Consider the following 14845-nt stretch of genomic DNA (forward strand, 5'->3'; position numbering starts at 1 on the left):
AGCAGATAGAGCGTTTCCAGTGATTCAGCTTAAACTGGAAATGCTCTGGCAACCAGCCTCGCCAAGAAAATCATCGAAAATTGCTTCCAGCTTTTCATGGCGCTCCGCAGCCATGCGGCCTCCGGTTTCTGTTTTGAATCCGGAAGCAAGCTTGAAAAGTTTTGTTCGGAAGTGATCAAGCGCATAGCGTTTGTCATCGAGCGGGCGGCTTTCTGCCTTCGGGTCTTGCCAGTCATAAAGTGCGCTGCCCATGCGTCCTGCGATATAAAAGCAGCGTGCTGCCCCAATGACACCGATTGCATCGAGCCGGTCTGCATCCTGTAAAATCTTAGCTTCAACGGTGTGTGGCTCGATATTGGCAGAGAAGCTGTGTGCCTTGATGGCGTGTGCCGCCGCTGCGATCCGATCTTCGTTCCAGCCGAGCTTACTCAACAGACTGGATGCTTTTTCGGCAGCTAAGCTCGAGGCAAGGTGACGGTCAGGTGAATTTTTCTCCACGCTCACACAATCATGCAGGAGAGCGGCTGCGCATAACACTTCTGCATCGCCGCCTTCCGTCTGCTGGATGGTGGCCGCATTTTTCCAGACGCGAGCGAGATGGGAAAGATCATGTGATCCGTCCTCATGGCTGTCTAATGCGTGTGGCAAAAGCTTAGCTGCAAGAGCGTCATAGGGCGCAAAAATATGTGTCGTCATGGCTTGTCTCGAAGAATCGGGGAGTGAGGGTAACTATCGTCCTCATGCATCAATTCTGTGAAGCTTTTCTCAGAACGCTCCAATTATAAATTGCTCCTGCGCCCATAAGTGCACATGTGCAGAGAAATACCGCAGGCATGCCAAAACGACCGCCAACGAACCCACCTGCAACGGGACCTGCAACTTGACCCACATATTGCGCTGAAACTGAAAGACCGAGAACACTGCCTGCGACCCGATCAGGAACGTTGTGTCGAATGACACTGCTGATACAGGGCAAGAGTCCACCCAAGGCCAACCCCATCAGAAAGCGCAGGCCAATCAGCTGCCAGGCCTCTGTGACAAAGGCTTGCGGTATCAGCAGGAGTGCTGCAATCGTCATTGCACCGATGATGACGCGCGTGTGGCCTATACGGTCTGCCAGACGTCCAAGCCTGGAAGCCGAAAGGATGCTGCCGAGCGCTGCAACAGCCATCACCACGCCGGATATCATCGTCACTTTGGCCTGATCGTCCATCAATTGCATGACATAGACCGTGATGATTGGTTCAATAGACATGTTTGCGAACATTAGTAACATACCTGTCACAAGCATAGCGATGATTGGCTTGCGATCCGGAATGGCAGACCAGGCAGATTCCCGGCTTTGTTCCTTGCTGCGCTTGGGCGGTTTCCTCTCCTCACGGATCAGAAATGTGGTGGCCAGAAAGGTGAGGAAAATCACGCTGCCAGCCAGCCAGAAAGTCGCACGAATACCTATCAAAGGGGGCAGCGCACCACCGAGCAAAGGACCAGCCAGATTGCCGCCCATAATGCCCGCCGAAAGTGCGCCCAACGCCCAGCCCGTTTTGTCTTTTGGCGTTTGCGTAGCGACAAGGATCATCGAACCCGACGAGTAGCCCCCGGCAATGCCGACGAATAACCGCAGAGCCACGAGTTGCCAGATATCCGTGACCATACCCATCAATGACATAGCGATAGCCATGCCCAGACTTGCACGTATCAGCATCAGCTTGCGGCCATAACGGTCGCCGAGTCTGCCCCAGAACGGAGCAACGATTGCTGCTGCGAGAAACGTCGCGCCATATGCAATGCCGGACCATTGCACAATGGCGGCATGATCAGCGACACCAAGTTGTTCCACGTAGAGTGGAAGAAACGGCAGAAGCAGCGACATGGCAACAAGCGTTGTGAAGGACCCTACGAGGCAGATTACGAGGTTCTGCTTCCAATGCCGTTCCTGGTTTTCGTCAATTGCAATCGCGGTTGACGATTGTGCTGTGGCCTTGCTGCGGTATTCGGCCCGCTGGGTACTCATGCTCTGTTCCATTGATATTAAAGCGTTTCCAGCAAAAGTGCGAAGCGGTTTTGCGTAGGATAATGCGTACGAACATATAGTTAGAGCGGTTCCAACGATTCAGTCTTAATGGGAACCGCCCCAGGTGCGATTGCTTTGTATTCCATTTTGGGATACCAAATTGGAATACACAAATGCGCCTGTCGGAATGGCTTGTCAATCAGGATCAAACATTTCTCCCAAGAGTGGGGACCTGTGTTGGTGGGCATGAGTTCTTGAAGAATGAATAAGTGAGGATCAGATGTCACAGATGCGGCAAGTCGAAGAACAGCTTCGCGATATGATCCTTGGGCTTGAACTCGGACCGGGCGAGCGTCTCACCGAACGCTGGATCGAGGCGCAATTCAGTGCTTCACGCACCCCAATCCGTGCGGCTCTGCTCAGGCTGGAAGCTGAGGGGCTTGTCGGGCGGGAAGGGCGCGGCTGGACCGTTTCGCCGATCAATCTCAATGAGATAGAGCAGATTGGCGTCTATCGTGAAGTTCTGGAAATTGCTGCTTTACAGCTCACATGTGCGCTTGAAGATCGTAGCGGCGTGGATGCGATCATGGCCTTGCTTGATAGTTGCGACGCGCAAACCTCGCGAGAGGAATGGCATCGCGTTGGTATGGATTTTCACATCGAACTTGCGCGGCTTTCGGGCAACGAATTTCTGAGCCGTGGGGTTCGTGATGCCATGCAGCGCCTTTCGCGCGCGCGTTGGCTGGAGGTACGTGACACTGAGGCGCTGGCGCGTGCGTGGGTGCAGCACCGGGCCATTCTTGATGCGGTGAGGGAAGGTGATGCGCAGAAAGCGACCAGCCTTATGACGGCGCATCTTAGTGGCAGTCGTACGAGACTCATCGATAATCTGCGTGAAGACCGCCGCGGCCTGAAAGCTCGCGGCTTTGCGGTCGTTAATGGGTAGCGAGTCACTTCCATTCAGGAAGTTTTTGTCTGTGGCGAGAAAGGCGCGATGATCGTCCTTCGATCAGGCCGATATCTCGCAGCAAATATTCAGGCGAGTTTTCGCTGACTACGTAGTGCTTTTGCTTACGGTTGAAAAGACGTGCAATCCATCCACGCCATCCAGAAAAGACAGTGCCTTCAGGACAAGCTGCGGCAATCGCTGATGAGCAGATCTCAACATCACGCATGGTCGTTCTCGATTTTCTTAAGATGATAGCCTCATATCACGGCTGGCTATCGTTTAAACTGTACCTATGGTTATGATGGAAAAATGCGTTGTTTTCCAATCGAACGTCAATTAGCATACATAAGGAGGACTTATGTATGATGACGTCACCGCTACCGCCGCTCTCTGCTATTCGCGTTTTTGAATCGGCCTCCCGCCATGCGAGTTTTACGCGTGCTGCGGAAGAGCTTGGGATGACGCAGGCAGCTGTGAGTTATCAGATAAAGCTGCTGGAAGAGCGCATTGGGGCGCCGCTATTTTTGCGTCTGCCACGGCAGGTACAATTGACTGAGCTTGGCAAGCGTTTGGCCCCTTCAATCAATGAAGCCTTTGAAACTATGCGGGCGGCTTTTGCGGCAGCTCGTGAAGATACACAAGGCATTTTGACGATAAGCGCCGTTGTCACGTTTGCGGCCAACTGGCTGGTGCAGCGATTGGGATCGTTCCAGATGCAGCATCCCTCGCTTGCTGTTCGGCTGGACACATCCAATGATATGGTCGACTTCTCGACGTCGAATATCGACATGGCTATTCGCAGCGGCAGAGGTGAGTGGCCGGGACTTATCTCGCATGAGCTGATTAAAGCCGAATTCACGCCAATGCTGAGCCCCACGCTTGCAAAATCTGTTGGAGGCATAAAAGAGCCTGCCGATTTGTTGCGTCTGCGCGCCATTGATCCAACCGACCCATGGTGGAAAATCTGGTATTCGGCAGCCGGTATTGAAGACCCGACCATTCAGGGCAATTCGTTTAGTCGATACGGCGCACAGCATCTTGAAGGACGTGCGGCTGCTGCGGGTCAGGGGGTGGGTATCCTTACTCCGGCCTTTCACACAGCTGAACTCGCGTCAGGTCAGCTCATTCAACCTTTTGATCTTCTCTGTGATGACGGTCAGTCTTATTGGCTGGTGTATCCGAAATCTCGGCGGAACCTGCCCAAAGTGCGTGTCTTTAGAGAGTGGATTCTGGAAGAGTTATATTAGTTGGTCGTGGTCTGAAGGCGCACGCCCAGGTCTTCAATCTCGGTGTCAGAAAACACTTCTATTCCGTGTTTGCGAAGAAGGGTGGCAGTAACACCTTCGCCTGAATGTTTTTGACCCACGAAGTTACCGTCATAAATTGAACGACTGCCGCAGGACGGACTGCCATCAATCAACAGCGCAAAACGACAATCATTAGCGCGGGCGAGGGCAAGAGCTGCTTTCGCGCCAGCGACAAATTGTGCTGTGACATCGCCACCGTTTTCTTCAATTACCCGGCCCTGACCAGACAAGACAGTCTCGCCATTGCGCCCTTCTGCGATTTCTGCAGGTGGACGTGGCACAGTGAACCCCGCCATAAGTTCAGGACAAGCCGTAACCAGCCGGCCTTCAGCGCGCCATTGATCGATCAGCGGATGCACAAGCGGCTTTGCTGATCCGTTGTAACGGACCGGATGCCCTGCAAGGCAGGCGCTGATCAGAATTTTGCCGCTCATAAGGCCGGACCTTCAATTACGGGTGTGGCAACGGAAAACCGTGCCGTTCAGCAAGGACTTCAAGGATAGCATCCTTTTCTGAGATGAAGACACTCCCTTCATACTCGCCCGTCTGATGGACCGAAGGATCACCTTTCGTCAATATCAGCAAAGGCAAAGACTGGTTTTCTTCGCCCACAAGAGCAATGACTTCCTGCCTGGGGCGTGCCCAGGCAATCCGCTTTATGTCGAGGCCCTTTCCCAATTCAGGAAATGAAGCCAGTACCCCTTCGATGAGTGCACAGTGCCAGCAATAGAAAACCTGGCCGGGATAGGCAGGATCTTCAAATCCCGGTTGCAGAAGGAAAAGCGTATCGCGATTCATGAATTGAACTTTCACTCCGGATCTTAGAAAATGGTTGCAGTCATGGTTGCGGGGTACGGCTCAGTTCTTCATTCACATTAGCAGCCAGTTCGAAAAAACGCTGACGAATTTGCGGCGCGAAATCATTGGCACGTTCGATAGCATGAAAAACTTCCGGTGCATCGTGGCGAACCATCCCTACAGCTTGCATGATCAGGTCGAAGCTTCTGGTTGTCATGCGCGTGGGCAGAGGTTCCATCTGAACCAATACTTTGGCAATCAGATGTGTGAGCCCCTGAACCATAGCCGCATCGCGGTCATGATCTTCGGGCGTGGTCATGATGACATCCAGCGCCAGATTTTTGCGCAGAAAAGCACCGATGCGCGCCCCTTGTAAGCCGCGAACGGGACAGACGGCAATCTTCAAACCGGCAATACCATCGCGCGCGCTTTGCGGGCCAAAAAGTGGATGTGTCGCAATGATATCGACATTATCGGGCAAGCCACTGAGCATGATGTTGGCAGGACTGACTTTGACCGATCCCACATCCAAAACGAGCGAACCCGGACGCAAATGCGGCGCTATCGCTTCAACAACATGTTCAAGACGAGCGACTGGCATAGCCAGAATGACGATATCGCAACGCGCGACGTCTTCCATGCGAGTGAGTGTTACGGAAAGTGCGCCAGCAATATTATCCAGTCCCGCGACAGTGTCGTAAGCATACAGCCGGAAATAAGGGCTCAGGTAACGAGCGATAAGCTGCCCGAATGCACCAAAGCCGATAATACCGATTGTGTTATGCTGAATGCTGTTTTCGTCGCGAGACATGAACTGACCTCTGAATGGCTGCAAGGCCAGAGGCACTGTCTTCATACGAAACCGCTGGCAATGCAGCGGTTGAACTATGACAAAGCAAACCCGCCGCTATATGAGCGGGGCGTAATAAGAACGGGTGTTGATGAGCGCTTTAATCATGGCGCTTTGCTATTCCTGCTTCGCAAGAATGTCAACTTTGTTTTAGCGGGTCGGTTGGCTGCGCGCATGCGGCGAACCAGAGACAATACCGATGCCGTGCAAAACGGCGGCGATTGCATGTTTTTCTGTCAAACCCTGTTGGCATTGCGGGTTTATGAAAGAGAGGGCATCAGGCTTATCCCTTAACCTCGATTAGCGTTAACGTGCTCCCATATGCGACTAAAACCCCGTCCAACCTCCACCATTCTGAGTATAGGCTACGTCTATTTGCGGAGGCTTTTGCACGGATTACTGTAATATTTTCAAAGGGGTGATCAGGTAAGATCAGAATCGTAGTCTTGGGGCAAAGCAATTGGAGCGCTTCACATCCGCGCAACACGGTAGGGCGTTTCAGGTTCTGGAATTGGCGCATCGTGCTTTGCAAAAATCCACGCTGATTTTTGGCTCGATGCCGTAGCGCTTGAAGAGCGGAGGGACTCATGTCAGCAGATCAAAATCGGCATTCGCCAAGCAATCGTGCACGGCGACATTTTCTGGGAGCGGCCGCTGGGCTTGCCGCAAGGGCCGCCGCAATTGGCGCTCTGGCTTCGTCCTTATCGTCTTTGCCAGCACGCGCTATGGGCACGAAATGGTGGGAAAGCGAGGGTGGCGGTTCCGGCTCCAACTGCCTGTTGAAAGGAACTCTCGTCGAAACGTCGAATGGGCCCGTGGCGGTAGAAAAACTTGATCCTGGCGATCTGGTGAAGACGGTTGATGGTATCGTGATGCCCGTCAAATGGATCGGTTGGCAAAGTTACCGGCAAAGCGGCGCGGATTGGAACGAAGACATCATGCCGATCCGTTTTGCGCGACATTCTCTGGACGGCAAGACCCCTTATCGCGATCTCTATCTGTCACCAAACCATGCGCTTTACATTGACGGTGTTCTGATCCGCGCGAAGGACTTGGTAAACGGCCGGTCCATCACACGTATTCCAGCACAAGATACAGTTGATTATTACAACATCGTTCTAGATAGCCACGAGGCGGTTCTGGCTGAAGGCGTTGCAGTAGAAACCTATCTGATGCGCGGCGAAAGCTACAAGAGTTTCACAAATTTCGCAGAGTATCAGGAACTTTATTCAAGTAAGCCGGGTGTTGTCATGCAGCCTTTTGCGCCTGTTATTGGCTATGAAGGTGCGCGTGAACATATGCATGCTCTGCTTTGCCTCAGCGGTGTGCTTCCTATGCGCGATATCGTGGAAGAGACTTATCAACGTCTGGCCATCAGAGCCTGGTGAAATGTCGTTCAGGAGAGCATAACGCGATGGGCGGGGCATGGAAAAAGCCCCGCCCATTTCTTTGAAATTCGTTCAACGCCTGAGTATCGTTTTACGCTTTGGAAAAGCCTAAATACGATCCATGAGCGCATACCATGACAGCGCAACAAATAGCAGCGGTGCACGGAAAGTGCGGCCTCCGGGGAAGGCCGGAATCCGCAGTTCCTCAAAGAGCTTGAGTTTCTCGCGCTTGCCGCTGATTGCCTCGGCGTAAAGTCTGCCCATGTAATTGGCCAGCATCACACCATGGCCGGAAAAACCGCCAGCGGAAATAACACCGGGCATTACCTCGCGCACGAATGGCTGCCGTGGCATGGTTATTCCAACCGACCCGCCCCATGCTTGCGTGATTTCAACCTTGTCCAGCGCCGGGTAGATTTCTGCAATCTGTCGGCGGATATGCTCGCTGATATCCCGCGGATTGTCTGCCGTGTAGGCTTCGCGTCCGCCAAACAGCAGACGGCCGTCCATTGATTTACGGAAATACCGCACCACAAAACGCGAGTCATCGACAGATTCCCCACCGGGAATGACCGGGCTGTCATCACCCAAAGGCGCAGTCGCTCCGATGAATGATCGGATAGGCATGACATGGGCCGCACTGATCGGCTCCAGATCGCCGCCGTGAGCATTTACTGCGATGAAGACATTCTTGGCCGAAATTGTACCACGCGCCGTTTCCACTTCGATGCGCCCACTTGCCGTACTGATTTTCGTGGCTGTGGTGTTTTCATAAAGATGAGCGCCAGTGGTCTCGGCAGTTTTAGCCAGACCAATCAACAGTTTCATCGGATGAATATGGCCTGTGCCGGCATCATAAACGCCACCGTAATAGCGGTTTGAACCAAGCAATGTGGCCATTTCCTCGCGCTCAACATAACGCACATGCGGATAGTTGAAGCGTGTTGCCATCAACTCCGCATGTTCCTGATAGTGTTTGAGATAGCGCGGCTTGTGCACGGCCGATATCTGGCCGGGCACATATTCCATGTCGATGCTATGCTCGCGCGCAAAACCGAGAAGATGCGCCTTTGCCTCTTCTGCTACATCGAACAGTGCTTTTGCGCGCTCCAGTCCGTACTGCTTTTCGAGATCTTCGGCCCATGTTCGCTGGCCAGTGCCAAACTGTCCCCCATTGCGGCCAGATGCACCATCACCAAAGCGAGCGGCCTCGATCAGAACGACGTCTGCGCCTTGTTTCGCTAAGTGATAGGCTGCCGAAAGCCCTGTATAACCTCCGCCAATGACGACGACATCAGCCTGCCGGGCACCATCCAGCTCGGGATATTGCGGACGTTCAGCAACGCTCGCTTCGTACCATGATATGCCGGGCGAAATAGGGCTTTGATAGGGCCGTTGATTGGGCATGTAGAACCGGTCAGACGTTGAGCAGCAGGAACTCACGTTCCCACGGGCTGATGACTTCCATGAAGGTTTCAAATTCAGCACGCTTGATCGCTGCATAGGTGGTTACGAACGAGCTGCCGAACAGGTTGCGCAATTCCTGATCTTTTTCAAACAGTTGCACCGCTTCAATCAGGCCGCGTGGCAGATCGATCTCCTTGGTGTTGACACTGGTTGATGCAGGCTGATCTGCTTCGATCTTGTTTACCAGTCCGATCAGACCGCAGGCGAGCGATGCGGCCAGCGCCAGATAAGGATTGGCATCGGAGGAAGGAATGCGGTTTTCAACGCGTCTGCCGCCCGGTTCTGAACGCGGAACACGGAAGGCTGTGGTGCGGTTGTCATAACCCCATTTGACGTTTACCGGAGCCGAGGCATCTGGCGTCAGACGACGATAGGAATTCACATACGGCGCAAACATAACCAGCGCATTGGGTACATGTCGCTGCATACCGCCGATAAAGTGACGGAAGGCTTCGCTTTCCGTGCCATCTTCATTGGAGAAGATGTTTCTTCCCGTCTTTTTGTCGACGATCGACTGGTGAATATGCATCGCTGAGCCCGGCTGTCCCTGAATAGGCTTGGCCATGAAGGTGGCGTACATGTCGTGCTTGAGAGCCGCTTCGCGGATCGTGCGCTTGAACATGAAGACCTGATCAGCCAGCTCAACCGGATCGCCATGGCGCAGGTTGATTTCAAGCTGGCCAGCACCTTCTTCGTGGATCAGAGTATCGATCTCAAGGCCTTGGCCTTCCGAGAAGTGATAGATATCGTCGATCAGTTCATCGAATTCGTTTACGCCAGCAATCGAATAGCCCTGACCGCCACCAATCGCGCGACCGGAACGGCCCACAGGAGGGGTCAGCGGATAATCCGGGTCTGGATTCTTGCGCACGAGATAAAACTCGATTTCCGGAGCGACAACTGGCTTGAGACCACGTTTATGATAAGCGGCAACAACTGAACGCAGCACATTGCGTGGAGTGAATTCAACTGCGCGTCCATCCTGATAGACGAGATCACAAATGACCTGCGCTGTTGCATCCGACTCCCAGGGCACTGTGCAAAGGGTTGAAAGGTCGGGCAGAAGTTTCAGATCGCCGTCATCTTCCGGGTATTGAAAGCCGTGTCCGTCTTCTGGGTAATCACCTGAAATAGTCGTCATGAAAACTGCCGAAGGCAGGGCAAGCGATGTATTGGACGTAAATTTCTTGGACGGCATCATCTTGCCGCGGGCAACGCCCGCCTGATCGGGTGTGATGCATTCGATGTCTTCAATATCACGCCATGCGAGCCACTCTGTGGCCTGCTTCCAGTTTTTCACGCCGCGAAGCGCTTTGACATAAGTAGGCGTACGGCGACGCGGCGCGCGCGTTACCTTCTTTTCCGTCGTATCAGCAGACATCCAACACCAAAAAATGATTTCTTATGTCGTCATGATAGCGGGGACGCTCGACAATGACAAATGACCTTTGAGCAACAAGAACATTTAAATCCCGAAGAGTGATGAACTGGTTATGCTGAGCCCATAAGATGCCAGCCACTCATCACTAATAGCGTTTGTGGCAGCATATCAGAGCTTTGGGATAAACGTGTGGATTGCCATCATTGTGCAATGTTGGCGCCATGTTTGAGAAATGTATTTCACTGTGCATTCATTTGGAGATTTTCTTGATGCAAAGAACGATCAAAGCGGCTTTGGGAATGGCTAGCGGCACAGTGGTTGCAATGTTCGCTCTGCAGGGGCAGGCATTTGCTGCGGGCGAAAAGCTTACCTGCATGATTATCCTCAATGCAAAGAGCGGAGAGGTCATCGCTAAAGAGGGTGAGATTTGCGACAAGCGCAATAGTCCCGCTTCGACATTCAAAGTGCCACTTGCGCTGATGGGCTTTGAGAGTGGCATATTGCAAGACAGTCACAATCCATCCTGGCCTTATAAGGAAGGTTATCCGGCTTGGCGTGAGTCTTGGAAGCAGTCGGTCGATCCGACATACTGGGAGGATCAGTCGGTGGTCTGGTTCTCGCAGGAACTGACCCGGAAACTTGGGAAAGAACAGTTCCAGAAATACACAGACGAGCTGAATTATGGCAACCGTGATCTGAGCGGCGATCCCGGTAAGGATAACGGCCTCTTGCGTTCATGGATATCGTCGTCACTGACCATTTCGCCCAATGAGCAGGTCGATTTTCTTTTGAAGATGGTCAATCAAAAGCTGCCGTTTTCGGAAGTGGCCACCACCAAAACGATGGCTATCCTTCCGACACACGAGCTTTCAAATGGCTGGACTGCCCACGGCAAAACAGGGTCCGGATATGAGACTGGCCCGAAAGGTAAGCCGGATCGCCGCCGCCAGTTCGGCTGGTATGTTGGATGGGCTGAGAAGAACGATGAAAAGGTGGTATTCGTCCGCCTCAACAAGAACATGCCAGTGGGAAAAGGCGGCTTGGGGCCCATAACGCGCGATGAACAATGGGTGACACTGGAAAAGACCCTTAAATAGTCATGGGCATACGCCATCAGAATGTTTCTGATGGCGTGCCAATCCGTTAGAGTTCGTTTCGATCCGATTGAATCAGATGCAGTTCTAAAGACCGAAATGTCCTTTGATAGAAGGTGCTGCGGTGATCAGCTGATCCACGAGATAGGGATCGCGCTCGCGGATATATAAAAACACCTGTTTGCCCGCTTCTGTAATTTGTTCGCTGGAGAGGCCGCTTGAACGTAAGCTGGCGGACGCTTTCAGCAGGGCGCTCATCTTTTCGCCGGCCATGCTATCCATCAGTCCGGAGAATATTCCAGCAATACCGCCTGTTCCTGCCAGAAGCACATCATGGCTTTCGGCCAGAGGTTTGGCTTCCGGTATAAGCGCAAACACTTTCTCGCCGATCTCGGGAGTGCTGTGCTGTAATACCGAGAAGACCGAGCCGGTCAGTTTTTCCGCCAGAGCTTGATCGATATTGACCTGGGCGGCGACTGTGTCGATGAGTGATTGAATAGACATGATGGCTCCCGATTGCATCTTTGCAACGATTATGGCTGTCATTCTTATTCGTCGACATTGTTAAGAACGTATCAAGATTTGATCGAGAGGAGAACTTGCGATGCTTGGCGAGGAGGAGCAAAGGCTATAAGGACGGCCCGTAAACTTCTGGGATATTCATTGAAATGATCGTTCGCCCGCGTCCACCCTTATGGAAACTCTTCTTCATTTTAAAGGGCTCCATCATCATGCGGATAATGCCGCAGATATTTGCAGTGTTCGTGCTGTCACTTATCGTGGTTTGGGCGCATCGTGCTTTTCCGGGATGGGTGCCCGCATTCAACAACGGCACGGCCTTTGCTCTATTGGGTATCGCGCTCTCGATCTTTTTGGGTTTTCGCAACAATGCCTGTTATGACCGCTGGTGGGAGGCGCGGAAAGTGTGGGGTAAGCTGGTGCATGTCACCCGCAGTTTCGCCCGCCAGACCATGTTTCTGGATCGGCTGCAGGCAGCGGAAGGCGCACGCACAAAGTTGCTGCACTATGCGATTGCTTTCACGCAAGCGATGGTGCCGCATCTTCGACCCGGTGACGGTCAGATCAAATCACACAAATGGCTTTCTGCCGATGAACAAAAGGCGTTTGATGCAAGCCGCAATGGGCCTGACTTCATCCTTCGCAAGATCGGGGAGACGCTCGCTGAGTTGCGGGGAACCGGGCGTATTGAGCCGATTGATTTTCAGACGCTCGATGAAACGGTGAACAGTCTTGCCGAAGTGCAAGCTGCAAGCGAGCGCTTGCGTTTTACGCCCGTACCGTTCGGTTACACTTTGCTTCTGCATCGCACGGCTTATCTTTTCTGCTTCTTCATTCCTTTCGGCTTTGCGGACACGCTCGGTTGGGGGACCCCTTTCGCGACGACGCTCGTTGCTTATACCTTCTTCGGGCTGGATGCGCTGGGCGATGAATTGGAAGAGCCGTTCGGCACGCTGCCCAACGATCTACCTATCGGCGCGATTGCTGATACGATTGAGATCAATGTGCGCGAAGCTTTGGGGGAAATAGATTTACCAGACCTGCCGCAGCCGAAAGATTATCTGCTGATGTAAAAAAAGAACCCGACTGGCAGAGCCAGCCGGGGAGGTCAGTGGCGGCAGTCCAACATGAATGAACTGGTATATCAAGTTCTAATATATGATCTCTGTGTGAAACAGCCCGTGGAAGGCTTTCACGCTTGTTTGTTCCCGTCGCCATAGCCCTTGTGGAGGTAAAAAGCATGGTGGCGACAGTGATTGCGATGAAGACCACTATGAGTTTCGGGTAACGATAACCGGGATGAGCGGATCGCCCCAGTTGCCTTCACCATTCCCGTGCTGCCGTAGGTACACAAAAGCCAGAAACATGGTGGTGAAGGCAGAGATCATGAGCACCATCATGTGGTTCGGGTAACGATAACCGGGATGAGCAGGTCGCCCCAGTTGCCTTCACCACCATGATGGCGGGCCGATCGAACCAGCTCAACGGAAACACCGGCCTCAACTGCATTCATGACCGACTGGTTGAGACGGTGCAGATCATTAGCGAGCATACGGATCGCGCTTTGCTGATCGGTGCTCATTGAGGTTGATTGCTCTTCTGCTCTTTCCTTAACACGTGCAATCGAAGCCATGGTTATTCTCCTCTAAGGAGCGCATCCCGAAAAGTATGAAACGGTTTTCGGACAAGATGCGCGTTAAACAAAGCCTTAGAGTGCGATCTGATTTATTCAGATTAAAGTGCACTCTAAGAATTGGGTATCATTCCGCAGCCGGGCGGAACTGTGCTGTTTCTGTCGATTCCTTCATAGCGGTGGTCGAAGACTGCCCGCCGGTGATTGCGAGTGACACGGCATCGAAATAACCGGTACCGACTTCGCGCTGATGCTTGGTCGCAGTGTAACCATTGACCTCCGCCGCAAACTCAGCCTGTTGCAACTCGGAATAAGCCGCCATCTGACGATCCTTGTAACCGCGCGCCAACTCAAACATGCCGAAGTTTAGCTGGTGGAAACCGGCCAGCGTGATGAACTGGAACTTGTACCCCATCGCGCCCAGCTCACGCTGGAATTTGGCAATCGTGGCGTCGTCGAGGTTCTTCTTCCAGTTGAAAGACGGTGAGCAGTTGTAAGCCAGTTTCTTGCCGGGATGCTCCTTGTGAACAGCTTCAGCAAAGCGGCGGGCCTGTTCAAGATCGGGCTTCGATGTCTCCATCCAGATCAGATCACAATAGGGCGCATAGGCAATCGCGCGGGCGATGCATGGCTCGATGCCATTTTTCACCTGATAGAAGCCTTCCGCAGTGCGGCCAGCATCGTAATCAACGAAAGGTTGGTCGCGTTCATCGATATCCGAGGTCAGAAGCTTGGCGGCTTCTGCATCTGTGCGGGCGATAACCAGCGTTGCCGTTCCCATGACGTCGGCAGCCAAACGTGCCGCATTGAGGTTGCGGATATGTGCCGCTGTCGGGATCAGAACCTTACCACCGAGATGTCCGCACTTCTTTTCTGATGCCAGCTGGTCTTCATAATGAACGCCCGCTGCGCCTGCCTCAATGAAGGCTTTCATGATCTCGAAAGCATTCAACGGTCCACCGAAGCCTGCTTCCGCGTCGGCAACGATTGGTGCAAACCATGTATCGACCGAAAGGCCTTTGCCTTCCGCTGTTTCGATCTGATCAGCGCGCTGCAACGTCTTGTTGATACGCTTGGCCAGTTCTGGTGCGGCGTTTGCCGGGTAAAGAGACTGGTCGGGATACATGCTCGATGCCGTGTTGGCATCTGCTGCAACCTGCCAACCGGAAAGATAGATCGCCTTCAGACCAGCACGAACCATCTGCATGGCCTGATTGCCGGAGAGCGCGCCGAGGGCATTAACGAAGTCTTCTTCATGGATCAGCTTCCAAAGACGGCTGGCGCCCATCTCGGCGAGTGAATATTTGATCTCCACCGAACCGCGCAGCCTCTTCACGTCTTCGGCTGTATGCGCACGCTTAATGCCGTCAAAGCGGCCCTTTGGTGCCGAAGGGATAAGGCTGTAAAAATCTGTCATGTCGGTGTCTCCTCACACTTTAAGCTGG

The 14845-nt window shown here is 53.1% G+C and carries 17 protein-coding genes; 6 read left to right on the forward strand and 11 right to left on the reverse strand.

Going from position 1 to position 14845, the window contains the following annotated elements; genetic code table 11:
* Positions 1-24: 24 nt before the first annotated feature.
* Both CEV32_RS03145 and CEV32_RS03150 read right to left on the reverse strand, forming a co-directional pair.
* Positions 25-696, reverse strand: coding sequence for an HD domain-containing protein (locus CEV32_RS03145; protein WP_094574073.1), 672 nt, complete (start codon positions 694-696; stop codon positions 25-27).
* Between the two features lie 49 nt (positions 697-745).
* Positions 746-2014, reverse strand: a complete 1269-nt coding sequence (locus tag CEV32_RS03150; protein ID WP_094574465.1) for a multidrug efflux MFS transporter — start codon at positions 2012-2014, stop codon at positions 746-748.
* Positions 2015-2294: 280 nt separating this feature from the next.
* Here CEV32_RS03150 and CEV32_RS03155 point away from each other — a divergent pair, with 280 nt between their 5' ends.
* Positions 2295-2960 (forward strand): GntR family transcriptional regulator, encoded by a 666-nt coding sequence (locus CEV32_RS03155; RefSeq protein ID WP_094574075.1) that lies wholly within the window; start codon positions 2295-2297, stop codon positions 2958-2960.
* Between the two features lie 4 nt (positions 2961-2964).
* Here the strand turns inward: CEV32_RS03155 and CEV32_RS03160 are convergent, their stop codons facing one another.
* Positions 2965-3189, reverse strand: coding sequence for a hypothetical protein (locus tag CEV32_RS03160; RefSeq protein ID WP_094574077.1), 225 nt, complete (start codon positions 3187-3189; stop codon positions 2965-2967).
* Between the two features lie 139 nt (positions 3190-3328).
* Between CEV32_RS03160 and CEV32_RS03165 the strand changes: the two genes are divergently transcribed.
* Complete coding sequence (locus CEV32_RS03165) at positions 3329-4210, forward strand: LysR substrate-binding domain-containing protein (protein WP_094574467.1); 882 nt, start codon at positions 3329-3331, stop codon at positions 4208-4210.
* Here CEV32_RS03165 and CEV32_RS03170 read toward each other — a convergent pair.
* The 3 genes from CEV32_RS03170 to CEV32_RS03180 are packed head-to-tail and all read right to left on the reverse strand — an operon-like array spanning position 4207 to position 5879.
* Complete coding sequence (locus CEV32_RS03170) at positions 4207-4704, reverse strand: DUF523 domain-containing protein (protein WP_094574080.1); 498 nt, start codon at positions 4702-4704, stop codon at positions 4207-4209. The genes CEV32_RS03165 and CEV32_RS03170 overlap by 4 nt on opposite strands.
* A gap of 16 nt (positions 4705-4720) precedes the next feature.
* Entirely contained in the window at positions 4721-5068 is a 348-nt protein-coding gene (locus CEV32_RS03175; RefSeq protein ID WP_094574082.1) for a DUF3088 domain-containing protein, read from the reverse strand.
* 40 nt (positions 5069-5108) lie between these two features.
* On the reverse strand, positions 5109-5879 hold the full coding sequence (locus CEV32_RS03180; RefSeq protein ID WP_094574084.1) for a prephenate dehydrogenase/arogenate dehydrogenase family protein: 771 nt from the start codon (positions 5877-5879) through the stop codon (positions 5109-5111).
* Positions 5880-5939: 60 nt separating this feature from the next.
* On the opposite strand from CEV32_RS03180, the gene CEV32_RS03185 reads away from it, so the two are divergent.
* Together CEV32_RS03185 and CEV32_RS03190 are read left to right on the forward strand one after the other, a co-directional pair.
* Positions 5940-6212 (forward strand): hypothetical protein, encoded by a 273-nt coding sequence (locus tag CEV32_RS03185; RefSeq protein WP_094574086.1) that lies wholly within the window; start codon positions 5940-5942, stop codon positions 6210-6212.
* Between the two features lie 293 nt (positions 6213-6505).
* Positions 6506-7306 (forward strand): Hint domain-containing protein, encoded by an 801-nt coding sequence (locus CEV32_RS03190; RefSeq protein WP_094574088.1) that lies wholly within the window; start codon positions 6506-6508, stop codon positions 7304-7306.
* A gap of 108 nt (positions 7307-7414) precedes the next feature.
* Here CEV32_RS03190 and CEV32_RS03195 read toward each other — a convergent pair whose 3' ends face one another.
* Complete coding sequence (locus tag CEV32_RS03195; RefSeq protein WP_094574090.1) at positions 7415-8713, reverse strand: NAD(P)/FAD-dependent oxidoreductase; 1299 nt, start codon at positions 8711-8713, stop codon at positions 7415-7417.
* 10 nt (positions 8714-8723) lie between these two features.
* The gene (locus tag CEV32_RS03200) at positions 8724-10154 is read right to left on the reverse strand and encodes a glutamine synthetase family protein (RefSeq protein ID WP_094574092.1); all 1431 of its coding nucleotides are present in this window, start codon (positions 10152-10154) and stop codon (positions 8724-8726) included.
* A 269-nt stretch (positions 10155-10423) separates the two neighbouring features.
* Between CEV32_RS03200 and blaOXA the strand changes: the two genes are divergently transcribed.
* Positions 10424-11251: an OXA-919 family class D beta-lactamase gene (gene blaOXA, locus CEV32_RS03205; RefSeq protein ID WP_094574094.1), complete on the forward strand. Its 828-nt coding sequence runs from the start codon at positions 10424-10426 to the stop codon at positions 11249-11251.
* Between the two features lie 84 nt (positions 11252-11335).
* On the opposite strand, the gene CEV32_RS03210 is transcribed toward blaOXA, so the two are convergent.
* Complete coding sequence (locus CEV32_RS03210) at positions 11336-11752, reverse strand: hypothetical protein (RefSeq protein ID WP_094574469.1); 417 nt, start codon at positions 11750-11752, stop codon at positions 11336-11338.
* Positions 11753-11916: 164 nt separating this feature from the next.
* On the opposite strand from CEV32_RS03210, the gene CEV32_RS03215 reads away from it, so the two are divergent.
* Positions 11917-12840 (forward strand): bestrophin family protein, encoded by a 924-nt coding sequence (locus tag CEV32_RS03215; protein ID WP_094574096.1) that lies wholly within the window; start codon positions 11917-11919, stop codon positions 12838-12840.
* 323 nt (positions 12841-13163) lie between these two features.
* Here the strand turns inward: CEV32_RS03215 and CEV32_RS03220 are convergent, their stop codons facing one another.
* Both CEV32_RS03220 and aceA read right to left on the reverse strand, forming a co-directional pair.
* Complete coding sequence (locus CEV32_RS03220) at positions 13164-13400, reverse strand: SMc00767 family acetate metabolism repressor (protein WP_094574098.1); 237 nt, start codon at positions 13398-13400, stop codon at positions 13164-13166.
* Between the two features lie 127 nt (positions 13401-13527).
* Positions 13528-14817, reverse strand: coding sequence for an isocitrate lyase (gene aceA / locus CEV32_RS03225; RefSeq protein ID WP_094574100.1), 1290 nt, complete (start codon positions 14815-14817; stop codon positions 13528-13530).
* Positions 14818-14845 lie beyond the last annotated feature (28 nt).

This window comes from Brucella rhizosphaerae, assembly GCF_002252475.1.
Lineage (GTDB): Bacteria > Pseudomonadota > Alphaproteobacteria > Rhizobiales > Rhizobiaceae > Brucella > Brucella rhizosphaerae.